At 69.3% G+C, this 25,658-nt stretch carries 23 protein-coding genes, 1 pseudogene and 1 CRISPR repeat array; of the genes and pseudogenes, 9 read left to right on the forward strand and 15 right to left on the reverse strand.

What is annotated here, in order from left to right:
- The first annotated feature begins 211 nt into the window (after window positions 1–211).
- On the forward strand, window positions 212–1,561 hold the full coding sequence (locus ACSYGO_RS06815) for an MFS transporter (RefSeq protein ID WP_460386112.1): 1,350 nt from the start codon (window positions 212–214) through the stop codon (window positions 1,559–1,561).
- A gap of 82 nt (window positions 1,562–1,643) precedes the next feature.
- Window positions 1,644–1,871 (forward strand): annotated as a pseudogene (locus tag ACSYGO_RS06820) (hypothetical protein); the annotation flags it as partial.
- Window positions 1,872–2,237: 366 nt separating this feature from the next.
- On the opposite strand, the gene ACSYGO_RS06825 reads toward ACSYGO_RS06820, so the two are convergent.
- Window positions 2,238–2,831, reverse strand: coding sequence for a hypothetical protein (locus ACSYGO_RS06825; RefSeq protein ID WP_460386113.1), 594 nt, complete (start codon window positions 2,829–2,831; stop codon window positions 2,238–2,240).
- Between the two features lie 188 nt (window positions 2,832–3,019).
- On the opposite strand from ACSYGO_RS06825, the gene ACSYGO_RS06830 reads away from it, so the two are divergent.
- Window positions 3,020–5,218, forward strand: coding sequence for an FUSC family protein (locus tag ACSYGO_RS06830; RefSeq protein WP_460386114.1), 2,199 nt, complete (start codon window positions 3,020–3,022; stop codon window positions 5,216–5,218).
- A 452-nt stretch (window positions 5,219–5,670) separates the two neighbouring features.
- Here the strand turns inward: ACSYGO_RS06830 and ACSYGO_RS06835 are convergent, their stop codons facing one another.
- Window positions 5,671–5,805 carry a hypothetical protein gene (locus ACSYGO_RS06835; RefSeq protein ID WP_460386115.1) on the reverse strand — a complete coding sequence of 45 codons (135 nt, stop codon included), beginning with the start codon at window positions 5,803–5,805 and terminating at the stop codon, window positions 5,671–5,673.
- A gap of 347 nt (window positions 5,806–6,152) precedes the next feature.
- On the opposite strand from ACSYGO_RS06835, the gene ACSYGO_RS06840 reads away from it, so the two are divergent.
- The 3 genes from ACSYGO_RS06840 (at window position 6,153) to ACSYGO_RS06850 (ending at window position 8,411) form a co-directional block, all read left to right on the forward strand.
- Window positions 6,153–6,704 carry a hypothetical protein gene (locus ACSYGO_RS06840; RefSeq protein WP_460386116.1) on the forward strand — a complete coding sequence of 184 codons (552 nt, stop codon included), beginning with the start codon at window positions 6,153–6,155 and terminating at the stop codon, window positions 6,702–6,704.
- 705 nt (window positions 6,705–7,409) lie between these two features.
- Complete coding sequence (locus ACSYGO_RS06845; RefSeq protein WP_460386117.1) at window positions 7,410–8,021, forward strand: hypothetical protein; 612 nt, start codon at window positions 7,410–7,412, stop codon at window positions 8,019–8,021.
- Window positions 8,022–8,165: 144 nt separating this feature from the next.
- Window positions 8,166–8,411 (forward strand): hypothetical protein, encoded by a 246-nt coding sequence (locus ACSYGO_RS06850; RefSeq protein WP_460386118.1) that lies wholly within the window; start codon window positions 8,166–8,168, stop codon window positions 8,409–8,411.
- A gap of 226 nt (window positions 8,412–8,637) precedes the next feature.
- On the opposite strand, the gene ACSYGO_RS06855 is transcribed toward ACSYGO_RS06850, so the two are convergent.
- From ACSYGO_RS06855 to ACSYGO_RS06865, 3 genes are all read right to left on the reverse strand, one after another.
- Window positions 8,638–9,456: a hypothetical protein gene (locus ACSYGO_RS06855; protein ID WP_460386120.1), complete on the reverse strand. Its 819-nt coding sequence runs from the start codon at window positions 9,454–9,456 to the stop codon at window positions 8,638–8,640.
- 203 nt (window positions 9,457–9,659) lie between these two features.
- Window positions 9,660–10,253, reverse strand: coding sequence for a hypothetical protein (locus ACSYGO_RS06860; protein WP_460386121.1), 594 nt, complete (start codon window positions 10,251–10,253; stop codon window positions 9,660–9,662).
- 94 nt (window positions 10,254–10,347) lie between these two features.
- Window positions 10,348–10,593 carry a hypothetical protein gene (locus ACSYGO_RS06865; protein WP_435227262.1) on the reverse strand — a complete coding sequence of 82 codons (246 nt, stop codon included), beginning with the start codon at window positions 10,591–10,593 and terminating at the stop codon, window positions 10,348–10,350.
- A 236-nt stretch (window positions 10,594–10,829) separates the two neighbouring features.
- Between ACSYGO_RS06865 and ACSYGO_RS06870 the strand changes: the two genes are divergently transcribed.
- Window positions 10,830–11,402: a hypothetical protein gene (locus ACSYGO_RS06870; protein ID WP_460386122.1), complete on the forward strand. Its 573-nt coding sequence runs from the start codon at window positions 10,830–10,832 to the stop codon at window positions 11,400–11,402.
- 217 nt (window positions 11,403–11,619) lie between these two features.
- Here ACSYGO_RS06870 and ACSYGO_RS06875 read toward each other — a convergent pair whose 3' ends face one another.
- The gene (locus tag ACSYGO_RS06875; RefSeq protein WP_460386124.1) at window positions 11,620–12,609 is read right to left on the reverse strand and encodes a pirin family protein; all 990 of its coding nucleotides are present in this window, start codon (window positions 12,607–12,609) and stop codon (window positions 11,620–11,622) included.
- Between the two features lie 130 nt (window positions 12,610–12,739).
- Here ACSYGO_RS06875 and ACSYGO_RS06880 point away from each other — a divergent pair, with 130 nt between their 5' ends.
- Window positions 12,740–13,240, forward strand: coding sequence for a carboxymuconolactone decarboxylase family protein (locus ACSYGO_RS06880; RefSeq protein WP_460386125.1), 501 nt, complete (start codon window positions 12,740–12,742; stop codon window positions 13,238–13,240).
- A gap of 18 nt (window positions 13,241–13,258) precedes the next feature.
- On the opposite strand, the gene ACSYGO_RS06885 is transcribed toward ACSYGO_RS06880, so the two are convergent.
- The 5 genes from ACSYGO_RS06885 to ACSYGO_RS06905 all read right to left on the reverse strand — a co-directional run bounded on the left by ACSYGO_RS06885 (window position 13,259) and on the right by ACSYGO_RS06905 (window position 18,118).
- Complete coding sequence (locus ACSYGO_RS06885) at window positions 13,259–14,074, reverse strand: DUF427 domain-containing protein (protein ID WP_460386126.1); 816 nt, start codon at window positions 14,072–14,074, stop codon at window positions 13,259–13,261.
- Between the two features lie 103 nt (window positions 14,075–14,177).
- Window positions 14,178–16,391: a catalase/peroxidase HPI gene (katG, locus tag ACSYGO_RS06890; protein WP_460386127.1), complete on the reverse strand. Its 2,214-nt coding sequence runs from the start codon at window positions 16,389–16,391 to the stop codon at window positions 14,178–14,180.
- A 51-nt stretch (window positions 16,392–16,442) separates the two neighbouring features.
- Entirely contained in the window at window positions 16,443–16,874 is a 432-nt protein-coding gene (locus ACSYGO_RS06895) for a Fur family transcriptional regulator (protein WP_345657490.1), read from the reverse strand.
- Between the two features lie 666 nt (window positions 16,875–17,540).
- The gene (locus tag ACSYGO_RS06900) at window positions 17,541–17,744 is read right to left on the reverse strand and encodes a hypothetical protein (RefSeq protein ID WP_460386128.1); all 204 of its coding nucleotides are present in this window, start codon (window positions 17,742–17,744) and stop codon (window positions 17,541–17,543) included.
- The gene (locus tag ACSYGO_RS06905) at window positions 17,741–18,118 is read right to left on the reverse strand and encodes a DUF6415 family natural product biosynthesis protein (RefSeq protein ID WP_460386129.1); all 378 of its coding nucleotides are present in this window, start codon (window positions 18,116–18,118) and stop codon (window positions 17,741–17,743) included. The genes ACSYGO_RS06900 and ACSYGO_RS06905 overlap by 4 nt, the downstream gene beginning before the upstream one ends.
- Before the next feature lie 185 nt (window positions 18,119–18,303).
- On the opposite strand from ACSYGO_RS06905, the gene ACSYGO_RS06910 reads away from it, so the two are divergent.
- Entirely contained in the window at window positions 18,304–18,543 is a 240-nt protein-coding gene (locus tag ACSYGO_RS06910) for a GntR family transcriptional regulator (RefSeq protein ID WP_460386130.1), read from the forward strand.
- Window positions 18,544–20,090: 1,547 nt separating this feature from the next.
- Here the strand turns inward: ACSYGO_RS06910 and ACSYGO_RS06915 are convergent.
- From ACSYGO_RS06915 to cas1e, 4 genes are all read right to left on the reverse strand, one after another.
- A complete protein-coding gene (locus ACSYGO_RS06915) occupies window positions 20,091–20,345 on the reverse strand; it encodes a bacteriocin immunity protein (RefSeq protein WP_460386131.1) in 255 nt (84 codons plus the stop codon).
- Between the two features lie 21 nt (window positions 20,346–20,366).
- Window positions 20,367–21,107 carry a hypothetical protein gene (locus ACSYGO_RS06920; protein ID WP_460386132.1) on the reverse strand — a complete coding sequence of 247 codons (741 nt, stop codon included), beginning with the start codon at window positions 21,105–21,107 and terminating at the stop codon, window positions 20,367–20,369.
- 1,540 nt (window positions 21,108–22,647) lie between these two features.
- Window positions 22,648–23,652: a CRISPR direct-repeat array (repeat unit 29 nt; unit sequence GTTCTCCCCGCCGACGCGGGGGTGATCCG).
- Window positions 23,653–24,361: 709 nt separating this feature from the next.
- On the reverse strand, window positions 24,362–24,682 hold the full coding sequence (gene cas2e / locus ACSYGO_RS06925) for a type I-E CRISPR-associated endoribonuclease Cas2e (protein ID WP_460386133.1): 321 nt from the start codon (window positions 24,680–24,682) through the stop codon (window positions 24,362–24,364).
- A complete protein-coding gene (gene cas1e / locus ACSYGO_RS06930) occupies window positions 24,682–25,632 on the reverse strand; it encodes a type I-E CRISPR-associated endonuclease Cas1e (RefSeq protein ID WP_460389677.1) in 951 nt (316 codons plus the stop codon). Before cas1e ends, cas2e begins: the two co-directional genes overlap by 1 nt.
- Between the last annotated feature and the right edge of the window lie 26 nt (window positions 25,633–25,658).

Consider the following 25,658-nt stretch of genomic DNA (forward strand, 5'->3'; position numbering starts at 1 on the left):
CGGGGTGAGCACCGCTCACCCCGGGGCGGAGCGACGGCTCCCCGACGCCTCGGAATCGCCACACGCAACCCATTGACACCCGCGTGCCTCGACCCGAGACTCATGCTCAGCCAATTGTGAACTGTTTTTCACCAGACGAACAAGCGAACAACCGACCCATCGCGAACGGACCGCTCCTGTTCCTGGGCCTCCCTCATCTCCAAGGACGAAGATGAACCGCTCCCCCGCCGCACCCCGTCCCCCGCACACCTTCCGCACCGTGTTCCCGGTCCTGGCCCTGTGCTGGCTGGCCGTGTTCTTCGACGGCATGGACGTCAACATCTACGGCGCCGTCATGCCCCACATGCTCGACGACCCGGGACTGGGGCTGACCCCGTCCACAGCGGGCACCATCGGCAGCTGGACCACCTTCGGCATGCTCATCGGCGCGCTCACCGCCGGAAACCTCACCGACTGGCTGGGCCGCAGGCTGATGCTGGTGTCCAGCGTGACCCTGTTCTCCATCGGCTCGGCCATCTGTGCGCTGGCCGGGGGAATCGGCCTGTTCGGCACCGGCCGGTTCGTCTCGGGCCTCGGCCTCGGCGGCCTGATGCCGCTGTGCCTGGCCATGGTGATGGAGTTCGCCCCGCCCCGCAGGGCGGCCCTGACCACCGGTCTGCTGATGACCTCGTACCACGCGGGCGGCATGGCGGCGACGGGGCTCGGGCTGTCCCTCGCACCGGCCGCGGGCTGGCGCTGGGTGTTCTGGGCGGGCGTCCTGCCGGCCGTCGTCGCCGTACCGCTGCTGCTGACGCTCCTGCCGGAATCGCCCGGCGTGCTGCTGGCACGCGGCCTGCGCAACCGGGCCGACGCCGTCGCCGACCGCTACGGGCTGCCGCGGCCCACGGCCGTCGCCGCCCCGGCCGCCGGGGCCAAGGGCCGACTGGCCGCCGTGCAGGGGCTGTTCCGCCCCGAAGCGCGCTGGGCGACCCCGCTGCTGTGGCTGGCCTCGTTCTGCGGACTGCTGCTCGTGTACGGCGTGAGCACCTGGCTGCCGCAGATGATGCGGGCCTCGGGCTACGGCCTGAGCTCGTCCGTCAGCTTCCTGCTGGTGATCAACGCGGGCGGCATCGTGGGCCTGCTGATCGCCGGCCGCACCGCCGACCGGTTCGGGCCGGTGCGGATCTCGGCGATCTGGTTCGTGCTCACCGCCGCCGGGGCACTGCTGCTCCGGTCCCACCTCCCGCTGGGCGTCACGTACGCGGTGGTGGCCGTCACCGGTGTGTGGCTGTTCAGCGCGCAGGTCATGGTGTACGCCGCCGCCAACACCGTGTACCGCGACAGCGAGCGCGCCGCGGGGCTCGGCTGGGTCACCGGGATCGGCCGTACCGGCGCCGTCGTCGGCCCGTGGCTGATCGGCACCCTCGCCGGCAACGGCAACGAGAACTGGGGCTTCACCACCTTCGCGCTCGCGGGACTGCTCGGCGCGGTGGCCATCGTCCTCGTACCGCTCGCCCGGCGGACCGGCCGCAGCGGCGCGGCCACCTCGGCGCCACTGACGACAGCCCCCGCGGACGCCTGACGGGCAACGTCTCGCCACTGCCTGGGACGACGGCACGGTCCGGATTTGAGACCCGGACACCCGCCCTTCAACCCTCCTCACCGGACACACCGACAAGGTGGTGTCGGTGGATTGGTCGCCCGACGGACACCTCGTCAGCTCCAGCGCCGACGGCACGGTTCGGCTTTGGAACCGGTCCACCGGCACCTCAACCGCCCTCACCGGACACAGCGGCTGGGTATGGTCGGCGGCGTGGTCCGGATCTGGGGGATCGCGAACACACGGTTCTGTGCGCCTTCAAGCAGCCGGACCGCTCCGCGCCTCCGCTTGATGCCCGCATGGCGCCGTCCGTTGGCAAGAACGGACGGTTCGTACTGCTGCTGGTCTCTCGTACCGGCCGGCTCGACCGGAGCGCGGCCAGCGAACATCAACGGACGCTCCCGGACCAAGATCGGACAACTCGTAACGGGTAGGTCTCGGGTTCGAATCCCGAAGGCGGCTCTTTCGACGCCCGGCTCGGACAATGTCCGAGCCGGGCTTCTTCGTGCGGGGACGCATGTGCGTCTTCAGCTCGGCGTCGCGGACGGCCCGAGTGCTGGGGGCGCGGGTCTTGGCGGCGTAGTAGGTGCTCGTTGCGAGTCGGCGCGGTCCACGGGTGTCGGATCGACTGTGTCGTCCGGGCCGGTTTCCGGCCCGTCTAGGCCGTGGCTTCCTCCAGTAGCTTCTGGAACGCGGGCGTGGCCATCAAATCCGAGTTGGCCGGGTTCTCCAGCGCCGCCCGGAACTCAGGAGTGTCCAGCACGTCCTGGAACGCGTCGTTCACGCGCTGGTCCTTCCAGATCTGCTGAACGGTCAGATCGGGATAGGAGCTGTCGAAGACCTCCGCGGGAGCCTGGTGGGCGATGAACCAGTCCTTCACACCGGGGTCGCTCACACCGGGCCACCCCTCGCTGTGCGAGAAGATCCGGTCGAAGTTCTTCCCGACCACCGTCTTGGCGAAGTCGTCGATGTAGGTGTCCCAGGAGCCGTCGAAGGCGCTGGCGAACATGAACCGCGTGTCGTCGTCGTCGAAGATCACATGCCGCGCGTCGTGCAGGGTGCCGATCTGGTGCATCGCCTCATGGAATCCCTCGTCGGCATGCGTGGCGGACAGTTCGGCAAGAAGTTCGCGCAGCGCGTCCGCATGTCCCGGCTTGATCTTGGTGAAGACGGTGAACTCGCTGCACACCCCGTCCGTCGCGCCCGGGCGCTCAGGGTGGGCCGGCTGGGTTCCACCTGTCGTGGCAGCCATCGTCAGGTCCTCCTGCCAGGTGTCGGTCCGAGGACGGCCGGGCGCCCGCACAGGCGGACGCCCTGGCCCTCTGCACCCACATCGCCCCTGCGACCACCGCCTCGCATCCGGTGGCCTGGCGTACCCGCCCGGCTTAGCGTGAGCGGGGAGACGGACGTTTCTCCGCATGATCGACGAGGAGGCCGCGGGTGCCCCGTCGCGGTGGACTGGAATGGCTGCGGGCCCGTGATCCGGGCCTGCGGGCGGTGCGACGTTCGGCGCGGGTGACGCTCGTGGCCTGCACGGGGTTCTACACCGCACGCTACGGCCTGGGGAACCACGTCGCGGCGATCTACGCGCTGTTCGGCGCGATCGCCACCGGCGGGATGTCCTTCGTCCCGGGTACACCGCGTGAGCGCGCCCGCACGCTGCTGGCGGTACTGCCGGTCGCCGCCGCGCTGGTCACCCTGGGCACCGTGCTCGGCGTGCACTCATGGACGGCCGCCCTCGGAATGTTCGTGGTGGGCTTCCTGGTGACCTACGCGGGGGTGGGCGCGCCCCGGCTGGGCGGACTGGCGGGCGGCCTCCAGGCGTTCTACATCCTGGCGTGCTTTCCGCCATACGCCCCCACGACACTCGCGGCGCGCCTTGCCGGGCTGGCGACCGGAACGGTGCTGATGGCGGCGGCGGAGATGTGGCTGCTGCCGGATCCCCCGCCGGGACGGTACGCGGACCGGCTGGCGCGCGCCGCAGGGCTGGCGTCCGGGGCACTGCGGGCGCTGGCGGCGGAGCCGCGGTCACCGCCGTCCGACAGCCCGGAGAAGCTGAGGACGGCGTCGCAAGAGCTGCGGCTGAGCCGGGTGCCGGACGAGGAGCGCCCGACGTCGGCGTCGGCGCGGCACCGGGCACTGTGCCAGGGCGCCGCCTACATGCTTCATCTGCTCGCCCAGACACGGCAGTTGGTACAGGAAGCCCACGACACCCCTGCCACCCACGACCCCGCGGCGGCCCGGCTGCTGCAAGCGTCGGCCGCCGCGTGCCACGACGTGGCGCTCGGGCTGTCCGGCCGGGGCCCGGCGCCTTCCGACGCGCCGTACACCGCCGCCGCGGCGGACTTCGAGGCCCACCGCGTCCACCCGCCCGTCTGGTGTCCCAACAGCGCCGCCGCGGTGCGCGGCGGCGCGATCGCCATGGACATCGCGCACACCGGAACCCTCCTGATCACGGCGGTGCGCATCGCGCTCGGCGCGCCCGTGCCCACGGACGCGACGCCGCCCGCCGAGCGGCCGGGCCCGTTCTGGTATGCCGAACGATCCACGCTGTCCCTCTACACGCGCAGCCTGCGGGCCCATTTCACGCCCCGGTCGGTGTACTTCCAGAACGCCGTCCGGATCGCTCTGGCCCTGGCAGCCGCCCGCCTGATCGTGGGCGGCCTCGATCTGGCCCACGGCCTTTGGGCACTGCTGGCCACCATCACCGTGATGAGGACGAGCGCCACGGGCACCCGTACGGCGCTGTGGCCGGCGTTCGGCGGCACGCTCGCGGGCGCCGCCGTGGTGGCCGTAATGCTGTACTCCGTGGCCGACCACGTGGCGGTGTACGCGGTCGTGTTGCCGCCTCTGTACCTCCTTGCGTTCTCCGCGGGGCCCGTGCTCGGCATGGGCTGGGGCCAGGCGTTCTCCACGATCGCCACGGCCGCCGCCTTCGCCCAGCTCGGTCCCGCCAGGCCGGGGCTGGCCGCCGTCCGGTTCACGGACGTCGTCGTCGGCGGCGTCATCGGCGCCCTGGTCGGGCTGCTGGCCTGGCCGCAAGGCGGCGCAGGGGAGCTGCGACGGGCCTGTTCACGGCTGCTGGACCAGAGCACCCGGGCCGTCACTGAGATCATCGACACCATCGCCGGGGACGGGACGGCCGGCGACGCGCTGGCCCGGGCCCGCCTCGCCCAGGTGATCGCGGAGACGAGCTACGTGCAGTACGCCACCGAGCGCGGTGACCAGGACCCGGCCCACCCCGCGGACAAGGACTGGATGGCCGTCCTGCTTGCCGGCAACCGGGTGATCACCATAGGGCAGAGCCTGGTCAACCACTGCTCCTCGGGCGCGCTGGCGGCCTGGCCGCTCAGCGCCGCACACCTGCGCGACGCCGCCCACCATCTTCGGCTGACCGCGCTGCCGCTGATCTACGACCTGCGCTCCAGAAAACCACGCCCCGCACCCGCCGAACCCCCGGACCCGAACGCGCCGACAGACCGCACCGTCATCGCCGATGTGCTCGCCGCCTCGGGCGGCCGGGCACCCGACCCACTGCTGTACTACGCCGTCGACGCCGCCATCTGGCTGACGAGCCTGCAAACGGTGGTCACGGCGATCCGTCCGACCACGGAGGGTCGGACAACAATGCCGGGTTGACCACCGCAAGGATCGTGGCGAGACGTCCTCACGGCACACGGCGGGCCACAGGATCGCGAGCGCCACGGCGTTCGAGTGGTGCCCGCCATTCTGTGTCACCCCGATCAGGACCCTGCCGTGAGCAGCCGGGTACAGCAAGGTCACTGTCGCACGAGTACGGCTACCTCGGCCGGTCCGAGAACGGCCCGAGCTCCCTGGGCTGGCAGATCAGCTCGGGCCGCCCCTGTGCTCGGCGGCCCAGGCAGCGTGGCCGCAGACGACCGGGTCAGCCTTCCCAGGTTCTAATCCTGGCGCCGCCACACGGGAGCAACAGGCCGGTGACCTGCGAAGTTCGCAGGTCACAGGCCTATTGTCATGTCTCCCGGTGATCCGTTGGCTGTCTCACTCTGTCTCGCGTTCGAACGGCCTGTCTCGCGGTGCGTGGACAGTGCGTGGACGGGACCGACGGCGCATCACCAGTCCTGGTCCAGTCGGGCGGAGATCTTGGCGTTAGCGGCCTCGTCTCCGTCCTTCAGGAACTTGGCATACACCCGGAAGAGCACCGCCACGCTGTGACCGGCGCGCTCCCCAACCAGCTGAGGCTCCACGCCGAAACTCAGCCACGCGGACTCCTTCACCCGGCCATCTGCCGGCGCGGGCGGTGCGTGCAGCAGGACATCTCTCTCCGGGGCGGTTGTGGCCTCGATGCCCGATCTGGCGGGTACCGGCTCGTCTCTTGGACCTGCTGTCCTCTGTCAAGTCCCGAAATGCAGTGCCGTGACCCGAATCGCCTGGCAGGGCCTACTTGAGGCATGAGGTCACGCAGAGCCTGCGGCCCACCTGCCCCGTCGTGACCCGGACGGCGCGGTCACGGGACCGGTGTCCCGCTGCCGAAAGACCATGCGTTCGCTGGCCCGTTCGGCAACCTTTCACCCATAACGTGAGGAGAACCCCCATGCCCCGCAGCTCTTGGACCCGGCGGCTCGTGATGCTCGCAGCCTCGGCATCCCTGGCCGGTGGAGGCGCACTGCTGCCCACCAGCGCATTCGCAGCCCCAGCGACCTCGCCTGCCACCGCCCCAACCCCGATGAATCACCACCACGACAGCTGGGACAACGAAGGTGAAGAAGGGACGTGGGGTGAGGAAGGCGGCTTTGGCGACGGAGGCGACGGCGGGAGCGGCGGCAACGGAGGCGACGGCGTCTTCGGCGACGGCGGGAGCGGAGGCAACGGCGGCAACGGAGGCGACGGCATCTTCGGCGACGGCGGGAGCGGAGGCAACGGCGGCAACGGCGGCGACGGCATCTTCGGCGACGGCGGGAGCGGCGGCAACGGAGGCGACGGCGTCTTCGGCGACGGCGGAAGTGGAGGCAACGGCGGCAACGGCGGCGACGGCATCTTCAGCGGCGGCGGGAGCGGAGGCAACGGCGGCAACGGCGGCGACGGCATCTTCAGCGGCGGCGGAAGCGGAGGCAACGGCGGCAACGGAGGCGGCAGCATCTTCTGATGGCGGCGGCATCTTCGGTGACGGCACGAGGGCGCTGGGAGAAGATCTTCTCCCAGCGCCTCCCAAGCGCCCAGAGAAACCAAGGCACACCAAAGGCCTGACCTGTGTACACGTCAGCGGGGCCATGTGCGGATCTTGCCCGGACCCTGTTCGGGACGAAGAGGTCGTAGTTCAGTACGGCCGCGGAAACTCGTGCTCTCGAAGAGCATCCGCGTAGCGCGTAAGCATGGTGCCGAGGTCCGCCAGGAGAAGGCTGACAGCCCTCCGCCGCCGGGCCGTCTCTGGGCCGTCCGAGGGCGACCAACGACGACCAGTGACGGCGGCTACTGCGCAGCTCCCGGGGAGGATGCGGGGCGATGCTGCACCCCACCACAGAGGCCGTTCATACCAGCGTGGGTGAACTCGGTGGGCGGGCTGGACAACCACTTCACGATCTTGGTCCGCCGGCTGTTCTGTTCGCCGCAGCGGCCATGCAGCATGGCTGATCACAGCAGTTGCCGCCAGTAGGTGAGAGCGCCAGCGATTTCATGTACCGGGCATCAGTGAACAGACGGCCGTGACATTCCACCGGAGAAGAGCTGTTGGTGGAGGGCTGGGACATGTCGAGCTCACTCCCGACCAGGTACAAGGGGGCCCAATACCAGAACGGTTGATCGGGCATATGCTGCCGCCGATCATGTGCGGGATTCCTGAGGGGGGCGTGTCATGGGTGCTGAACGAGCGACGAGCGGTCGAGCCGTTTCGGACGGGGTGGACGAAGTCTCGTACCTGGATGACGTGGACGACACGGAGCGCGGCGGCTCCGCATGGCGCCGACGTCTGTCCTGTCTGGCGGTCGCGGTGGCGGTCCTGGCCGTGATGGCGGGCGGCCTGATCTGGCTGTTCCGGGACGAGTTGTTCCATCCGTTCGGGGACGCCCGAGCTTGTGAGGGCAGCGACATGCAGCTGCCCGGTGTGATCCGGGCCGGGGGCGCACCGATTCCCACCGGTGCCTCCGACATCCACTACTTCACCAGGAACGGCCGCGCTGAGGTCACGTTCGTGAGCAACCAAGTACCGGACTACCTCCACCAGGCGGGCATCCTCCCAGAAGGCAAGCCCCTGTTCGACGAGAAGTACGGCACCAAAGGCGTCGCCGATGACGAGATCGAGCTCCCCGAGGGTCTGTGCGGGTCTCCCCTGCGGGGCCCCGTCTGGATCTACGACTCCACAAGCGCCACCGGTTCGAGCGTCAGCGTCATGGTCGAGGTCTCTCCCACGGTCCGCGACGACTTCCGCTTCCCGGCCCGCACCGTGGTCACCTACAGCCTCCACTGACGCGCAATCGAAGCAATCTCCTTACATGCGTCTGTGGTTCATGGACGGCGCTGCGCGAGGTCGTGCCGCCAAAGGTTGGCCTTGCGGGCGCGCACCCATTGAGCGGCGACGTTCGCCATGCCGATGACCTGGCAAGATGCCTGCATGGACATTGGTTTCCCATGGAGGTCCACACCAACCGTCGATCTCCGGCTGTGGCGCTCCGATGCCATCGTGCTGTTCGACTGGCTGATGAGTACCGACCTGAACGCCGTACCGATCACGCATCCGGCTCAGAAGCAAGCTCTCGCAGACCTGCTGGCGCGCTTGGAAGAGGTGGATGTCATCGAGTCCACAGAGGATGAGATCGCCGCGGCTCAGGAAGAGGTGGCCAAGGACATGGGCTGGTAGGAGTCCGGATCATTTCGAGGGAGTGATGCGGCGATCACTGGTCTCCAGCCGATGGCAGAGTGATCACAACCTCACACTGACCCTAGGAGCGAGGTCGGGCGAGTTGGGGTCTGCCCTGTGGGATGCCGACTTCGACGGCTACCGGCTTCGGCCACCGCCGGCAGCCGCGGTCTCCCGTGAATCCCCGCCGGATCCGGCGGGGTTGGGGCACGAAGGTGTTTCTGCGCTATCGCGAACTCACTCGCGCGTCCTGTCGCCGCCTCGCCTTCGCCGAGTCCGCCGCCGCGCGCCGCTGCCGGCGCAGAAGCAGCGCCATCACTGTGCAGACCACGAGCGGCACGGTCATGAGCACGGTCCACCACGGGATGCCGAGCCACACCGACGCGGCCCCCACGCTCACGCCGACACAGATGTTGGTGAAGGCCAGCCACCTGCCGTACGGCTCCCAGACGAAGGGCGCGTAGGCGGTCGGTCTGGCCAGGCGGACCGTGCCGAATACCAGCGACTGGGCCGCGAGGAGGACGAGGAGGACACCCATGGCGGCGTTCCCCTGGTGCTCGTCGCGGGGAGCGTCGGAGGTGTTCTGGCGGACACCGTCCTTGCTGACGGCGACGATGTCGCGGCGCCAGCCGGTCGCGGTGACCTCGTCGCCCCGATGCAGCTTGTCGAAGAGCGGCCCGGAGTCGCTGAACCGCACGACCCTCTGCCAGGAGCCGTCGCCCACGTCCTTGACCGTCGCCTCGTATTCCCTAACCTTCCCTGTGAACGTGGACTCAACCTTCGTGACAGTGAAGTGCCAAGTGGTGAGGCAGTCCTTCGCAGCCACCTCCTGCGGAGTCGCCTGCGTCGGGCAGGGCTCGGCTGCCCGGTAGTGCTCGTAGCGGTCCTGTTGGCCTGGCACCCACACCGTGAACGCCAGGTAGCTCAGCACCGTCCCCATCAGAGACAGCACGATCAGCGCCACGCCCGTGAGCCGCGCCCGGCCCGCCGCCTTCCGGCCGCGGCTGTCCCTCTTGCCCGCCGTGGCCCACGCCCGCTCCGCCATCGTCGCCCCCTCCACCCGTTTTCCATCAGCTGAAGCAGGCATAGCACGGGGCGGAGAGAAGTCGGTGAGTGGGGCACGCATTCTGCCTGGTGATGGGACGCAGCCCGGCGTCGATCTTCGCGGCGACTGGAGCGACCACCTGGCCGTCCCAGCAGGCGGCCCGGAATGCCTTCAACACTCTTGAGTGCTGTACCGCCGCCGACCTACTCCGGTTGACCGTTGCGCGTAACGGAGTCGACCGCTTTTGCTGACGTCGCGTAATACGGGGAGCGACGCCAGCGCTCACGGCCCACGGCCGACAGCGCCGGCCTCCATAGATGGACGCCGTGTCGACGCTCCCACCAGATCGCAGTCCGCCAGGTGTGCACAAGACCGAGGACCAGAATCAGCTGAAAGCCCAGGCCGACAAGCGGCGCATGGGCGACGTACGCGCCTCCCAGCGTCACCAGGAGGACAAGGGCTGCCACGCGAAGGCGGCCGAGTTGGAGGTGGCGAGTCTGCTCCTCGTGCGGTCCCGGCGCAGGCGGCTGTTCGATCGCCACGGCGGAGCCGAAGGCACGCAGTTGGCGCGGTCGGTACACCAGGAGATTGGCCGCCCAGAGCAGCGTCAATATGACAACTCCGGAGATTTGAAGGCGTCCAGCGGTGCCCGAGAGCCTCAGGTCGTCCATGGTCAGGAAAATCAGCACGTCGGCGGCAATCCCCGCCAGGACCCCAGCCCAGCCCTCTCCCAGCTCAGCCGGGACGATCCGTACAAGCGGTGCACAAGCCATGGCACCTTTACCCTCAGTCTTCACGAACCGCACCTCACACCGACCGCCAATGCCTGTCCAGGGCTCGCCACAGCTCATGGGCCGTTGGCAAGGTGCCTGGTGAGTAGCCACCGGAAACTCAGCGTGTGAGCTCGGGGTTCTCCTCGGCTGGCGGCGCACTCTCGAGCATGTGTCGCGTGCCCGAGCGATGACCAACCACTAGACCGGCAAGGAATGACCAGATCACCAGGAGTACGACGCCTTCTACCTGAGCATTCCTGTTGCCCTCGATCACGCCCTTGAGGACTATGGCGGACAAAAGAGTGATTCCGCCCAGCCCAATCCAGAGCTGCGGTGTGCGCCGACGACTTGCGTCCTCTGCCATGCTGCCCCCTCCCTGGCGCGCACTTTACCGGGCGATCGGCGTCACCCCCGCAGCCCAAAACGCGCTGCATCCGCGCTCACGCTTCCCGACCCACCGACCCACCGCTTCCCGTAGCTCCCCAGACAACGCAGAGGACCCCGTCCACAGCACCGAGGGCCACTGTCGGGTCGACTCGATGACGCCTTCACCCGAATGAGGTCTCGTGCCGTCACACACATCCCGCTACATTCGAACGTATGACCGAATGGCGTGACGTGGAAGAGGCTGCCCTCCCAGTGCCGGACCAGGTGCCGGACTGGCGGGACACCGAATATGCCCGCACGGGACTCACGCTCACGCTCCACAGGGCCGGCCGACGACAGAAGACGCAGGTGCTGGCCTACCGCGACCAGCCCGACGGCCGTCGCGCCCTGCTCGTCATCCTCGACTGGCCCCGGCCCACCATCCGCATGACGTGGGTCCTCTGGGACCCCCACCGCATGAGCCTGCTCTACTCCGAACCCCATGTCCCCGCGGCGCCCGAGGCCGAACAGCAGGTCGGCGACGCGGTGATCGCCGGCGCCGACATGCTCGACTGCTTCTACGACCGGCCCGTCTCCTACTGGCCGCACCGCGCGGTCGAGGTGCGCGTGGGCGGCCGCTGGCACGAGGGCGGACTACGGGCTCACTTCAACGGTCCGGACGGTCGGTCCGTCGCCTGGGTGCAACCACGGTTCTACGAACCCGAATGGCAAGCCCTGATCTCGTTCAGCCGGTACTACGTCTGGGATCCGGCAACCATCAGATTCCGCGACGCCGCCGATTCCTGACGGCATGACGCCTCGGCCGTCGCCCGGACGCGCCCCGCCTTTCCCCCTCCCGGCGACGCTCCGGAGGGTGCGACGACCGCGGGGCGGTGACCATTCCGGCCGCCGTCCCCGCGCGTCCCGTTGATCACTAAGCTGGGGCACCGCGGAGGGCCCTGCCGACGAGCACGCGAGCCCTCGGCATGAGGGCGATTTCGAGGGAGCGAACAGTGACGGGCTGTCAGTGACGGGGCGGATTGCCGCGGGGCGCGAGGACTCCGTTCGGCAGGGCGGGCGCGGGCAGCCGGAAGCCGCCGTGGCCGTCGACGGTGCCGAAGCGGTCCGAGGCCGCCTCCCACTCCTCGCGCGCCCGGACGATGTCCTCGTGGGTGCGGCCGATGAAGTTCCACCACATGACGATCTCCTCCTCGAACGGCGTGCCGCCGAGCAGGACCGCGCGGGCCGTGTCGTCGGACTCGTTCGTCAGCGTGAGGGTGTCCGCTCCGGTGGGGACGTAGCCGAGTTCCGCGGGCTGCAGCAGGGCGTCGGCCATGCGGACGTCGCCCTGGTCGACGAGGAGGCCGTGCTCGAAGCCGGGGTCCACGGCGAGTGTGAGCGTCGCCCGGGGTTCGAGGAGGATCTCGGCGCCGAGCAGGGGCGTGAAGGTCCGCACCGGGGAGTCGTCGCCGGCGAGGGAGCCGAGGAAGACCCTGATCTCGGCTCCGGCGACGTGTACGGGGGTGGGTGTGTGGTGCTGGAAGTCCCGCTCGGCGTCGCGGTGCTCGGCGGGCAGCGCCACCCAGAGCTGGACGCCGTGCAGGACGGCGGTCCGCGTGGTGGACACCTCGGAGTGGCTGATCCCGTGTCCGCCGGTCATGAGGTTGAGTTCGCCGGGGCGCACGAAGGCGTGGCTGCCGAGGCTGTCGCGGTGCTCGATCTCGCCGCTGAACAGCCAGCTCACCGTCTGGAGCCCGGTGTGCGGGTGAGGTGGCACGTCCATGCCGCCGGTCGCGGAGACGTCGTCGGGGCCGTAGTGGTCGGCGAAGCACCAGGCTCCGATCAGCGTCCTGGCGCGCTGTGGCAGCGTCCTGCGTACGGTCATCGCCCGCGGGCCGCCCAGCGGCACGTCGCGCGGCGTCAGTACGTCGACCTGCGGCGCGTCCGTCGGCCGGGCGCCGTCCGTCGTCGTACCGCAGCGCATTTCCACGGGTTTGGCCTCGACGTTACTCATCGCGGACCGCCTTTCACCCACATGATGATTTCACATTCAACAACTATGCCTGGATCATAGAACCACGACACCTCCGCCCACACGACCGACAAGGGAGCCGCCGGGGAGCGGCCCCCGAAGGAGCGCCACGTTGACCAGCCCCACGACGGACACCGCGACCCGGCGGATCTTCATCGACAAGCAGAGCCCCAAGGCGTACCACGCCATGGTCCAGACGTCCGAGGCGGTGCGCGCGGTCGCCGCCGACGCGGGACTCGACCGCACGCTCGTGGAGCTGGTCAACCTCCGGGTGTCGCAGATCAACGGCTGCGCCTACTGCCTCGACACGCACACCAAGGCGGCCCTGCGCCTGGGCGAGTCGACGCGGCGGCTGGGCGTGCTGGCGGCCTGGCGCGACACCGAACTCTTCACGCCCGAGGAGCGCGCCGCACTCGCCCTCGCCGAGGCCACCACCGATCCGACGGACGCGGCCGCGCACGAGTCCGCCCTCGACGCGGCCCACCGGGTGCTCACCGACGATCAGGTCTCCGCGGTGATCTGGGTGGCGATCACCATCAACGCCTTCAACCGCGTCTCGATCATGAGCAAGCATCCCGTGCGCGGGATCGAGGGCCCCCGGGCGCACAGCTGACGGGCCAAACCGGGGAGGTCAGGCGGTCGGCCGCCGGGACAACGCCTGCGTGAAGGGCGTCGCCGGCCGCTCGACGCGTTCACCGTCCACGACGATGTCGACGACTTCGTTGTAGAACGCCAGGAGTCCCCTGACGGCGCCCACCGCGGGCAGCGGCTCCGGGTAGCTCCAGACGACGTCGGGCGGCACGTCGGCCGCACCGCGCCACGACCAGTACTGGGCGGTCCCCTTGTAGGGGCAGCCGCTGCTGTGGTCCGTGGGCGTGAGCAGGTCGAGGCGGACGTCCTCGCGGGGGATGTAGTAGCGGGTCGGCAGGCCGGTCTCGAAGAGCAGGACCGGGCGCCGGGTGTCGGCGACGAGGGTGCCGTCGATCTCGACCTGCACGTGGCGGCTGCTGGGCAGGGCGTCGACCCGTTTGTGCGGGTCACGGGGATGGATGAAGATCTCTTCCTCCTCCTCGTACCAGTGGTCGAGCCCGCGGCCCGTGCGCCGGGACCACTCGAAGGCGATGTGACCGGCCAGGTCGTCGGCGGGGAAGGTCCAGGCGGCGTTCTCCAGCAGGGCGCCGTCGGTTCGAAGGTCGTAGAAGATCCGCGATCCGGTGTGAGTGCCGGTCCGCGGGTTTTGGGCCGGGCGGAGCAGGTCCTCGCGGACCTCCGCGCGCGGGAAGGCGTACAGCGGTACGGGCACTCCTGGTTCCCAGACGAGGACGGGGTGGCGGCTGTCGACGACGGTGACGTCGCCCGTGCGGCCGCGCACCCAGCGTTCGCTGGGCTCCCAGAGCAGGCCCTGCGGGGTGGTGCGGACGGACTCGGCGGTGCGCAGTGCGGTCATGGCTCCTTCTCCTGGAGACATCGCGCCAAAAGGACGGTGCCGAGACCTGTGGGACGGGGGGTGTCCGGGCCGGCCGGTGGGCCGGCCCGGACACCCGGTGCCGTCAGACCAGGTCGAACCGGTCGAGGTCCATGACCTTCGACCACGCGGCGACGAAGTCGTTCACGAACTTCTCCTTCGCGTCGTCACTCGCGTAGACCTCGGCGAGCGCGCGCAGCTCGGAGTTCGAGCCGAACACGAGGTCGGCACGGGTGCCGGTCCACTTGACCGCGCCGGAGGCGTCACGGCCCTCGAACGTGGTCTGGTCCTCGGAGGTCGACTTCCACGTCGTGCCCAGGTCGAGCAGGTTGACGAAGAAGTCGTTGGTCAGCACGCCCGGCGTCTCGGTCAGGACACCGTGCTTCGACTGCTGGTGGTTGGCGCCCAGCACACGCAGGCCACCGACCAGGACCGTCAGCTCGGGGGCGCTGAGGGTGAGCAGGTTCGCCCGGTCCAGCAGCAGGTACTCGGCCGGCAGGCGGTTGCCCTTGCCGAGGTAGTTGCGGAACCCGTCGGAGGTCGGCTCCAGTGCGGCGAAGGACTCCGCGTCGGTGTGCTCCTCGGTCGCGTCGACACGGCCCGCGGCGAACGGGACCTCGACGGTGATGCCGGCGTCCTTGGCGGCCTTCTCCACGGCGGCGGAGCCGCCGAGCACGATCAGGTCGGCCAAGGAGACCTTCTTGGCACCGGAGTTGAACTCGCGCTGGATGCCCTCCAGGGTGCGCAGCACCGAGGCGAGCTGGTCGGGGTCGTTGGCCTCCCAGCCGCGCTGCGGCTCCAGGCGGATGCGCCCGCCGTTGGCGCCGCCGCGCTTGTCGCTGCCGCGGAAGGTGGAGGCCGACGCCCACGCGGTCGAGACCAGCTGCGAGACGGTCAGGCCCGACTCAAGGAGCTTGGCCTTCAGGGCCGCGACGTCGGCGGCGTCGATGGCCTCGCCCTCGGCCTGCGGCAGCGGGTCCTGCCACAGCAGGGTCTCCTCGGGGACCTCCGGGCCGAGGTACAGCGACTTCGGGCCCATGTCGCGGTGGGTCAGCTTGTACCAGGCGCGGGCGAAGGCGTCCGCGAACTCCTCCGGGTTCTCGTAGAACCGGCGCGCGATCGGCTCGTAGATCGGGTCGAAGCGCAGCGACAGGTCGGTGGTGAGCATCGTCGGGAGGCGCTTCTTCGACGCGTCGTGCGCGTCGGGGATGATCTCCGCGGCGTCCTTCGCCACCCACTGGTGGGCACCGGCCGGGCTCTGGCTGAGCTCGTACTCGTACTCGAACAGGTTCTTGAAGAACCCGTTGCTCCACTGGGTCGGCGTGGTGGTCCAGGTGACCTCCAGGCCGGACGTGATCGCGTCGCCGCCCTTGCCGGTGCCATAGGTGCTGGCCCAGCCGAGGCCCTGCGCCTCGATCGGGGCGGCCTCGGGGTCGGCGCCGACGTTGTCCGCCGGGCCGGCGCCGTGGGTCTTGCCGAAGGTGTGACCACCGGCGATGAGGGCGACGGTCTCCTCGTCGTTCATCGCCATCCGGCGGAACGTCTCACGGATGTCGCGCGCCGCGGCGATCGGGTCCGGGTTGCCGTTCGGGCCCTCCGGGTTGACGTAGATCAGGCCCATCTGGACCGCGCCGAGCGGGTTCTCCAGCTCACGGTCGCCGGTGTAGCGCTGGTCGTCGAGCCAGGTGGTCTCGGGACCCCAGTAGACGTCCTCCTCGGCCTCCCACACGTCGGCACGGCCGCCGCCGAAGCCGAAGGTGTCGAAGCCCATCGTCTCCAGCGCGACATTGCCGGTGAGGACCATCAGGTCGGCCCACGACAGGCTCTTGCCGTACTTCTTCTTGACCGGCCACAACAGGCGGCGGGCCTTGTCCAGGTTGCCGTTGTCCGGCCAGCTGTTCAGCGGGGCGAAGCGCTGCTGGCCGGCGCCGGCGCCGCCGCGGCCGTCGCTGATGCGGTAGGTGCCCGCGCTGTGCCAGGCCATACGGATCATCAGCGGGCCGTAGTTGCCGAAGTCGGCGGGCCACCAGTCCTGGGAATCGGTGAGGACCTCGGCGATGTCCCGCTTCACGGCGGCGAGGTCGAGGCCGCTGAACGCCTCGGCGTAGTCGAACTCCTCGCCGAGCGGGTTGGCCACGGCGGGGTTCTTGGCAAGAATCTTCAGGTTGAGGCGATCCGGCCACCACTGGCGGTTCCCGCCACCCTGGGTCGGGTGCGCGGCACGGCCGTGCGCGACCGGGCAGCCGCCCTCGCCCTCCGATTTCGCGTCAGCGACGATTGCGTCATGGTTCTCAGACATGGGAATCCTTCCGGGCTGGGCGGATCACGTTGTTCAGGAACTAATCGGTTACTAGGCGGCGGCAGAGCAGGCGGAGCACAGGCCCCAGTAGATGACCTCGGCCTCGTCGATGGCGAAACCGTGGTCTTCGGACGCGGTGAGGCACGGAGCCTCACGGACCGCACAGTCGACGTCGGCGACCGCCCCGCACGAACGGCACACGACGTGGTGGTGGTTGTCCCCCACACGTCCCTCGAAGCGAGCCGGACTCCCGGCCGGCTCGATGCGGCGTATGAGTCCCGCCGCGGTGAGCGCGTGGAGAGCGTCGTACACGGCTTGTGTTGATATGTGACCCACGCGGTCGCGCACGCCGGAGGCGATCGCCTCGACACCGAGGTGATCACCGCCCCGGACGGTTTCCAGCAGTGCCACGCGGGCCGCCGTCACCCGCAGGCCGGCACCGCGCAGCTCCTGGGCGGTGGACGGATTCCGGGATGCGGTCATGGCACCGAACCTACCCTCATAAACACGAACGATTCAAGAAAACGAACGGTGCCAGTCTGGTGTCGTGCACCTGTCGGTCCCGCAACCGGGTCGTCTCGGCGACCGAAGCGTGCTGGGGCCGCCCTCACACCGGAAGTGCCTGCTTGCCGGAGTGATCGACTCCTGCCCCGCGCCCAGCCTGATGACGCACGGCAACGTTCTCCCTGAACCCCGCGCCGGACTTACACCCCGGCCTCGCAGCCCTGGCGGCGGCACCGGTGCTGTCCACCGCCCCGGCAGGGGACGCACGGCCGGCCGCCCACGACAAGGGGCGCCGGGCGCTCAACACCCTCACCACACGCGACCACATCGTCGGAGCCGACCGCACGGCCAGCTCGCCTGCGGCTGGTGGGCCGAGACCGCCGGAACAGCCGACCTGCGCACCGGCCGTCCAATGACCGTCTCCGACCGGCTGCACGTCGGCAGTCTCACCGAAACGTTCACCGCGACGGTCGCCCTCCAGCGGTCGAGCACCGGCTCTCCTTCAACTCGACGGTCGCCGATCACCGCCTCCGCAGTCCAGGACCGCTCGACGCTGATGGCGTTTACCTCAATGGGGTTGAGACCCGAGCACATACGACAGAGCCCGGCCGAATAGCGTCCCGGCCGGGCTCTGGGATATTGGGGCTACTGCATCCGTGCAGTCCAGATCCGCATCATGATCCGAAGCAGGTCCGGGTCGATCAGCTCCACGTCGTCCACGTGATCACGGTGCGCATAAATGTCCCAGCCCGGACCCGAGTTACCCGGCTCATGCGTCACCAGCACCACATCCGCCGGGTCCTCAATCACCTGGTCGCAAGCCCGGCACACCCGCTGCGTGGCACTCACGCGCTCACCCCGCTCATCCGGTCCAGGTGATCGCACAGCGCCTTGACCGACCGGGCCAGCCGCACCGCCACGGCCCGGCGCACCCGGTCGTTATCCCCGGCGCCGAGACGGAGCCGCATCTGGGCCTCTCCGATGCACGCCTGTGCGCAGGTCCGGTGCACGTCGTCGCAGGGCAGGCCCAGGGCCACCGTCGCCACCTCGGGCACAAGCTGCCCGATGTGATCCCGCAGGAGGAACTGAAGGTTCAACAGCTCCTCGTTCGCGGGTTGTTCGGCGTCCTCGGCCAACAATCGCCGCGCCGTCTCCCGCAGGGTCTCCACATCCAGCGGCAGGAACTTTTCACCAGTCGACTGCGGGACTGTACGTTGCGTCATGTCGTCGCTCCCTCGAAGCGTCGGCTGCGACCCCGGCGGCCTGGCAGGGCCCCGGGGTCGACCTCTGTCGCCCAACGTAGCGCGAACTGCGTCTTACTGCGTCCCCTTGCGGCCTATTGCGTTCCACCGCGTCCGGACGCGTCCCTAAGATGCCGGGTGCACTCCACCGCGTCAGGGTGGGAATCATGGCCAACCTTCCGAGGTACGAGTACGTACGCATTGCCGACGCCGTCGCCGCCGACATCGCCGCCGGCAGGCTGCCCCTCGGGGCCCGGCTGCCCGGCGAGCGAGAGGCCCTGACGCTCTACTCCACAAGCATCGGAACGTGGCGTCGGGTAGTGCGGGAGCTGCGGGAGCGCGGACTCGTCGCCACTCTCCCCGCCAAGGGCACCTTTGTCATCGCGGAGCCCTCTGCCGGGGACTGACGGGTCAGTGACCGGCTGCGCGAGAAACCCCTGGGCCGAGGCCCTGCCTGGAGTCTGATCAGGCGCCTGACAGGCAGGTTTGATGAACCCTCTGACAGCGCCCTCGGATCCTCCTGCTGCCTGATTAACCGAATCGCCTAAACCCCCAGCTCAGATCGATGCTGTACATCCCCGAATCCTCTGGTCGCCCGTGAACACGAACGTACGCTGGGAGCAGCAGGACAACCACGGACCAACAACACGGTGCGTGGTTGTTTCCGTGTGCTGGGCCGGGTCCTGATCCCGTAGGAGCCCGCATCCGTGAACCACCCGCCACCCTCGACGAGATCCGCACCTGGCCTGTGCTCGAAGCACTCGGGCGATCTGCTCCCGCTCGTCCTGGGGCAGACCCCTCACCAGTTCCCCGAGGGCGCTGGCGCCACACCACGTCCACCGACGGATCAGCTGCACGCGACCTGCGCGTGCCGGGCCCGTGCTTCTTCCTCGAACTGCTCCTGGGGCAGGTCCATGACCGAGGCCTGGGCCGGGGGCCCGAGAGTGATGCCGGTCTACTGCTCCCACCACCCGCACCACGGCAGCCGAGGCGTCAGCTGAGGCGCGCCGGATGTCGGCCAGCGCCTCCCGCCCGGCTCCGGCCATCGCTTCGCAGTCACGCTCCAGTTCGCCCCCGAGATGCATAGCCGGGCGAACCCCGGCTCCGCTCGGCAGGCGGCACGGAGTCGAAGTGCTCAAGGCGCGGCCGCAGGTTGCGGCCCGAGCCCGTGCAGGCGCAGGCCGGGCGGGCGCTCATGACGGCCGCCGCATCTGGGGCGGCCTTGCCGGCTGACGGTCCACCTGAACTGTTCGGCAGTGGTGTTGTACAGGCGCACCGTGACGACCGGAAGGTCAGCGAGCGCCTTGTTTGCTTCGGCGAGCATCCGGCATGCCTCTCGACGACGTCGATCTCCGCGAACGCTTGGTGGAGGGCGAAGGGTACCTGGCCCGTGCCGGAGCCGAGATCCAGCAGTAGCGGACGGTGCCGGTCAGCGACCGTCTCGGTGAGCAGCCGGGCAGCGGTGTCAGGGATCCCGGGACGAAAGGCGGCGTAGTAGAGGTCGGTCTCAGCGAACTCGGTCATGAGGAGAAGCGCCCAGAACGTGGTGAGTGAAGGGCCGGGGCTCGCCAGGGCCTGTTCGATGTGGGCGGTCCGCGAACGATTTGAGCGGGAGCGCTACGCGAGACCCGCCTGAGCGCCACGGGGGCTGGCGCGGCGGCCGTGCTATCCGGCATACACCAGCGGTCTCCGAAATCCCTGAGGGTGGTGCTCGACTGCGCCCACCCCGCCTCCCCCACTCATCTTCAACCGGCCTGGGAAAAGCGGCTCCAGAGGGGATGTCAGCGCCCCGACCACGCGCGGGACCCTGGGATGAGCTGCGCGTATGCCGGTATCGGCTTCCGTTCTCGCGCAAGAGATGCCGCAAGAGATGTCGCAGGAGGAGCCGCAAGAGATGGCGCAAGAGATGTGTCCCTGCCCATCAGCAGGGCCAGGACGATCAGTCCCGTCCGTGTCAAAGTGCGATCGGCCGGTATCTCAGGGCCTCGTCGACGATCTCCTCTGCCGACGCGCCCTGGAGGTCGTCCGATGGATGAAAGATCAGGTCACTGACTCCAGGGTGAGCCACGTTCGCTGTAATCAACCGCAGGTAGTGGGCGCACTCCGGGTCGGCCGAAAGAATCCTGCGGACGATCTCGACGAGCTCTGCCCTGCCTGAGCCCCCGCGCTTTCCGGCATCACCTACAAAGCCACCCCACAGATGCTCCACGGGGCCCACCCGTTGGCGGTCCTACAGCGCGCCATCGCTGAACTTCACGGCGTGGTCCACGAGCCGGAGCATCAGCATCTCTCGGGCGATCAGCGCGGAGGAGGCGGAGCGGGTGTCCTGGTCCTGGAGCAGGGTTGCGGCGTCCCAGAGCAGGCCGTGGCCGATCTCGGCCGCGCGCTGCAGTTCGTAGGCATCGCTGCGGACGCCGAGCTGGTCGAGGCGGTTCTGGAGGGTCGCGAGGCGGTGTGTGTAGCGGCAGGCGGCCTCACCCTGGACGTGGCGGATGCGCTCGTCGGTCTTGGCGTCCAGGAGGTCCGCCAGGCGCTCGATGAGAAATGGGATGAGCGCCATTGCGGGCAGGGCCACGTCGACGGCGAGGCCGGCGTGGATCGCGGCCAGGCCGGCGAGCAGGCTGACGATGGCGGCGCAGACGGTGGACCGGTGTATCGAGCCCGGAAGTGCCCGCCTGGCGAGGCGTAGGGCCGGGCGTCTGGTCAGGCGTTGCAGCAGGGCGCGCTGGGTGCGTGTGGTGCCGGGGGCGATGACGGCGATCTCGTGGGGGACCTCAGGCAGGGTGCCGTCTGGGGTGACGGTCCAGGCGAGCCAGCCGAAGCGCGTTCGTTCTCTCACGAGGACGGGGTCGCAGTCGTCGTCGCACGCGCTGCTGAGGTGATGGCCGGTGCGCAGGGCGCGGGCGTGCTTCGCGTCCCAATGGTCGGGAGTCTGCGGGAACGGGCGAATGCCCAGACGTGTGTGGCGCATGCCGCCAGCTCACCCAATGACCCCCACCAGAGCGGCGACCATGAGCCCTGACCACCGATCACGGTCTGGGAACAGGTCCCAATCACACACGTGGTCGCCCCGACCACGGGCGCCGGGGTGCCCTGCGCCGCACTGCGTTACCCCGATTGGGGTACGTCAAGGCCCGATCAGCGCGTCGGATCCGGATGCAGCGGGCCTATCCGCGACGAAGCGTCTCGGACCAGGCTTGGAGCCGGGCTTCGAGGATCTGGTTGTCCCCGTGGGCCAGGGTCTGGAGGAGCTGGGCGCATACGGTCGCTTCGGCAGCGAGGCCAGCCGGGCTGCCCAGCACGGGGAAGCTGCGCGGACGCGGGCGGCGGTGTCCGGCTGGAGCAGCGTGTAGGCGTAGAGCATGGCGGCGTCGAACCCCTCGGGAGCACGCCCCCATCCCTCCCAGTCCAAGGGCTGCAGGGGGATGCGGTGAGGTTTGCCCAGTGCACGTCCGCGTGAGCAGTGGTCCAGCAGGTCGCGGGGGTGTCGGGATGCCGACGAACTGGGGAATTTCCCGGTCCATGTACTGCTGCCGTACGGCGACACGGCCGGTGCTGACGGCTGACACTTTTTGCAACGTCGTGGCGACCAGGAGTCCGGCAGCTGGAGGTCGTGCTGGAGGATCGGGTCGTGGGACAGGACGGGCTCATCGACGCGCACCGACAGTTCCGCCCGGTAGGCGGTGCCGTCGTCGACAGCGTCGTGGACGGCCAGGAGGACCGGTCGGTGCCCGTCAGGGTCGCTAAAGGCGTGCTGTGCGTCCAGGGCACCGTCCCACAGCTTGCCCGACGCCTTGTCGGCCGGGGCGGACACCAGCCGAAGCCACGCCCGGGCGCCGGCGGCGGTGCGGGCCGGGGGTACACGGGGTACGCCCGGCCCACCCCCACAACTCCGCACCGGTCTCGGTCTAGACGCCCAACGCCTCTGCAGCATGCGCGTGCTGGGCGCGCACGCGCTGTTCGGCGCCGGGTTCAGGGCGAAGCGAGTACATCAGTGAGCTCCCTCAACCCGGCGGCGGTCAAGGAGGGGTGGCCCACGGCGTCGGCCACCTGTCTCCAGTGCGGCGTACTGGAAGCCGCGATGAGGACGTCCGTAACTCCTGGGCATGAAGCGACCGCCAGAACGCACGCCTGTGGGGGCGTCAGGACCGGCCGGATGAGGCCCCAGCCGTTCTTCGCGTCGCGCTCTCGGCCCAATCCGACAGCGATTCGTCATCCATCGTGGCGTTCCTACCAGTGGCGTACACATCCCACAGATGAAGCGCCATCGCGGCCGTATCAAGAAGACGCCTGACCAACGGATACGAAGACAGTCCCGGATCCAAACCCCAGGACTTCGCCCAGACCGACTCGTCCGGTCCATGGAACAGATCCAAACACAGACCACCGACACCAGATACCGACCGCAAAGCCGGATAAAGTACCGGCATGCACCACGCACACCACTATGCCCAGACCGTAGCATCAGTAAAGGGACGGCAAAGCCACTCCTAACGCGCTGGTCAGGAAAGGTTCTCCCCGCCGACGCGGGGGTGATCCGCCGTCAGATCCGCAGTTCAACAGGCCTTTTGAGTTCTCCCCGCCGACGCGGGGGTGATCCGGCAGGCGCGCGGCCGGCCTTCTGCTCGCTCGAGTTCTCCCCGCCGACGCGGGGGTGATCCGAAGTCGGACGTCCTCGGCGGCCTGACGATCCGGTTCTCCCCGCCGACGCGGGGGTGATCCGTCATCCGGGTTCAGCAGCCAGCCGTCGTCGCCGTTCTCCCCGCCGACGCGGGGGTGATCCGCTCCCGGTCCCGGCGCGGCGGTGCCGGGCACGGTTCTCCCCGCCGACGCGGGGGTGATCCGTCGGGGTCGACCGTCTTCGCTGCCGGAGCGGTGTTCTCCCCGCCGACGCGGGGGTGATCCGGCCGACGAGGTACGGCGGGCGCAGGAGCTGCTGTTCTCCCCGCCGACGCGGGGGTGATCCGGACTGGGAGGCGTCCTCGTCGCCGCCCCACCAGTTCTCCCCGCCGACGCGGGGGTGATCCGCCTGACCCGCGACGGGCTGGTGGCCCGCCGGGGTTCTCCCCGCCGACGCGGGGGTGATCCGGAGGCGTTCTCCATGTCTTCCCCGGTAGCCGAGTTCTCCCCGCCGACGCGGGGGTGATCCGCGAACGAGCCGTGGGAGAAGGTCAACGGGATCGTTCTCCCCGCCGACGCGGGGGTGATCCGCCGCAGTCCTATGGGCCGCCGCCCGCTGTCGCGTTCTCCCCGCCGACGCGGGGGTGATCCGGTGAGCATGGCCAGGCGCCGCCAGGTGCCGTGGTTCTCCCCGCCGACGCGGGGGTGATCCAGGATCCGGACATGAGTGACGAGCAGTCCTGTGGTTCTCCCCGCCGACGCGGGGGTGATCCGCCGGTGGTGCCCTTGGCGAGGTCGGTTTCGACGTTCTCCCCGCCGACGCGGGGGTGATCCGGCTGGGCAAGGCGAGAACACAACGACCTGACGGTTCTCCCCGCCGACGCGAGGGTGATCCGCCGTCGATCTCCGTGGACGCGTTCACGGCCGAGTTCTCCCCGCCGACGCGGGACGGGACACCCCAGCACCGACGGGGAGGACGGGGAGGGGTGAGTGTGGGTCAGTTCCATGCTCGGAACACCCCCGCACCGGCGGGGAGGACCCGCTAGACGCCGGCTTGGACGGCGTCATCTTCGGAACACCCCCGCACCGGCGGGGAGGACTGGGGTGACGCCGTGTACCCCGTATCGGATCGCGGAACACCCCCGCACCGGCGGGGAGGACCTGCTCGAAGTCGAAGCGAGTCGGCTCGCGGTCGGAACACCCCCGCACCGGCGGGGAGGACGTCGCCGGGTGGTTGGACTCGATGCGCACGTGCGGAACACCCCCGCACCGGCGGGGAGGACCCCAGGCCTGAGCTCCGAGGAGCAGCGGGTGGCGGAACACCCCCGCACCGGCGGGGAGGACGTGGACCGCATCTACCGCAGTCCGCACAGCGGCGGAACACCCCCGCACCGGCGGGGAGGACGCCCCTGCTCCTTCGGTAGCCCCTTGCGATGACGGAACACCCCCGCACCGGAGGGGAGGACGTCACCCTCCGCGTCACCGACCCCGGCTTCTACGGAACACCCCCGCACCGGCGGGGAGGACGTCGGCCCGTCCGTCAACGAACTCGAGAACAACGGAACACCCCCGCACCGGCGGGGAGGACCCTTCGCGAGCTGTGCTTTAGGGAGAGGTTTGCTCGGTTTTTACCTGTGAGGTAGTGGCTGTCATGCGGATGAGAGTGAGGCCGTCGAAGTCTGCAGGAACGCGGCGGCGAGTCCCTGCTGTACGGATGGCGTAGCCCTGCTCTGTGGGAGCGGAGTGGATGAGGACGGCGGCACCGTTGCCGACGGTTTCTGTGACGGCTTGCCAGAGTTGATCGCGTACACGGGCAGAGACAGTTCCGACGAAGATGCCGGGGACGACTTCGCTGGTCCATCGGCTCAGGGCCCCACGCAAGTGGTCCGGTACGGCTGTTGTGGCGATGACGAGCATGGATGGCATCAGGATTCGTCCGAACCGTAGTTGATGCCTGCGGGCAGGACACCAGCTTTGGGATCCCACAGGTGGACCATCTCGACGTCTCGGCGCTCGCTGCGGTCTTCGGCTACGCAGTCGGCATCGGACGTTTCCTGTCGTCCAGGCGTCAGGAGGGCTTGGACGTCGCGGACGATGTGAGGAAGCAGCCGCACCAGACGGAGGCTTTCACGGAAGCGGCGCCGGGCTTCTTGTTCGGGATTGGTGGATTGATAGAGAGCGAAGGCCACGGGAAGCGTGGTGTGAGCCTTGTAGAGGTCAGCGACGTCGTACACAAAGGCATGCTGTGTGCCTGCATGAACGAAGCCGAGCGCTGGTGACAGGCCTAGCGCGAGCAGTGCGGCGTGGACGATGCCGTAGAGGCATGTGTTCGCGGCGGACAGGGCGAGGTTGACGGGGTCCTGGGCTTGCCACTGGTCGGGGTGGTAATTGCGGCGGAAGCGGCCGATCCCGTGCTGCTGCGCCAGGATTTTGTACAGGGCTTTCATGCGCTGGCCTTCCATGCCGCGCAGCTGGTCGAGGGTGACGGTCTCGGGTAGTTCGGCGTCTTGGAAGCGCATTCCGTACATGCGGACGGCGACATCGAGGCGGCGGGCGGGATCGCTCCAGGCGGCGACCTGCTGCTCGAGCCAGTGGGTGGTGAGGGAGTCGGGCAGGATCCCGGCATAGGCCCGCACTCCCCCTGCTCCCACGCACACCACGCTGGTCCCGTGGCGGGCGAGGGTGGTCAACGCCGGCGTCGTGATGGACACACCGGGACCGAGCAGCAGGCAGGACAGCGCGGCGGTGGGGATGTAGACGAGATCAGTGCGGTTGTCCGCGACCTGGATCTGTGCGCAGACGCCGGTGTCGTCCTGCACGACGCGGACCATGTCGAGGTAGAGGAACGACAGGGAGTCGGCGACGCGGGGCAGCATGGCGAGGGTGGGGGCGGCGAGGCGTC

The organism is Streptomyces krungchingensis (genome assembly GCF_054729265.1).

Bases quoted from the DNA above. Each gene is read 5' to 3' on its own strand.
- cas1e (WP_460389677.1), bottom strand. From the start codon at position 25,632: ATGCTGCCCCGCGTCGCCGACTCCCTGTCGTTCCTCTACCTCGACATG.
- ACSYGO_RS06910 (WP_460386130.1), top strand. From the start codon at position 18,304: ATGGCCAACCTTCCGAGGTACGAGTACGTACGCATTGCCGACGCCGTC.
- ACSYGO_RS06905 (WP_460386129.1), bottom strand. From the start codon at position 18,118: ATGACGCAACGTACAGTCCCGCAGTCGACTGGTGAAAAGTTCCTGCCG.
- ACSYGO_RS06855 (WP_460386120.1), bottom strand. From the start codon at position 9,456: ATGGCGGAGCGGGCGTGGGCCACGGCGGGCAAGAGGGACAGCCGCGGC.
- ACSYGO_RS06875 (WP_460386124.1), bottom strand. From the start codon at position 12,609: ATGAGTAACGTCGAGGCCAAACCCGTGGAAATGCGCTGCGGTACGACG.
- ACSYGO_RS06840 (WP_460386116.1), top strand. From the start codon at position 6,153: ATGCCCCGCAGCTCTTGGACCCGGCGGCTCGTGATGCTCGCAGCCTCG.
- cas2e (WP_460386133.1), bottom strand. From the start codon at position 24,682: ATGCCATCCATGCTCGTCATCGCCACAACAGCCGTACCGGACCACTTG.
- ACSYGO_RS06895 (WP_345657490.1), bottom strand. From the start codon at position 16,874: ATGACCGCATCCCGGAATCCGTCCACCGCCCAGGAGCTGCGCGGTGCC.
- ACSYGO_RS06845 (WP_460386117.1), top strand. From the start codon at position 7,410: ATGGGTGCTGAACGAGCGACGAGCGGTCGAGCCGTTTCGGACGGGGTG.
- ACSYGO_RS06870 (WP_460386122.1), top strand. From the start codon at position 10,830: ATGACCGAATGGCGTGACGTGGAAGAGGCTGCCCTCCCAGTGCCGGAC.
- katG (WP_460386127.1), bottom strand. From the start codon at position 16,391: ATGTCTGAGAACCATGACGCAATCGTCGCTGACGCGAAATCGGAGGGC.
- ACSYGO_RS06865 (WP_435227262.1), bottom strand. From the start codon at position 10,593: ATGGCAGAGGACGCAAGTCGTCGGCGCACACCGCAGCTCTGGATTGGG.
- ACSYGO_RS06815 (WP_460386112.1), top strand. From the start codon at position 212: ATGAACCGCTCCCCCGCCGCACCCCGTCCCCCGCACACCTTCCGCACC.
- ACSYGO_RS06850 (WP_460386118.1), top strand. From the start codon at position 8,166: ATGGACATTGGTTTCCCATGGAGGTCCACACCAACCGTCGATCTCCGG.
- ACSYGO_RS06825 (WP_460386113.1), bottom strand. From the start codon at position 2,831: ATGGCTGCCACGACAGGTGGAACCCAGCCGGCCCACCCTGAGCGCCCG.
- ACSYGO_RS06920 (WP_460386132.1), bottom strand. From the start codon at position 21,107: ATGCGCCACACACGTCTGGGCATTCGCCCGTTCCCGCAGACTCCCGAC.
- ACSYGO_RS06885 (WP_460386126.1), bottom strand. From the start codon at position 14,074: ATGACCGCACTGCGCACCGCCGAGTCCGTCCGCACCACCCCGCAGGGC.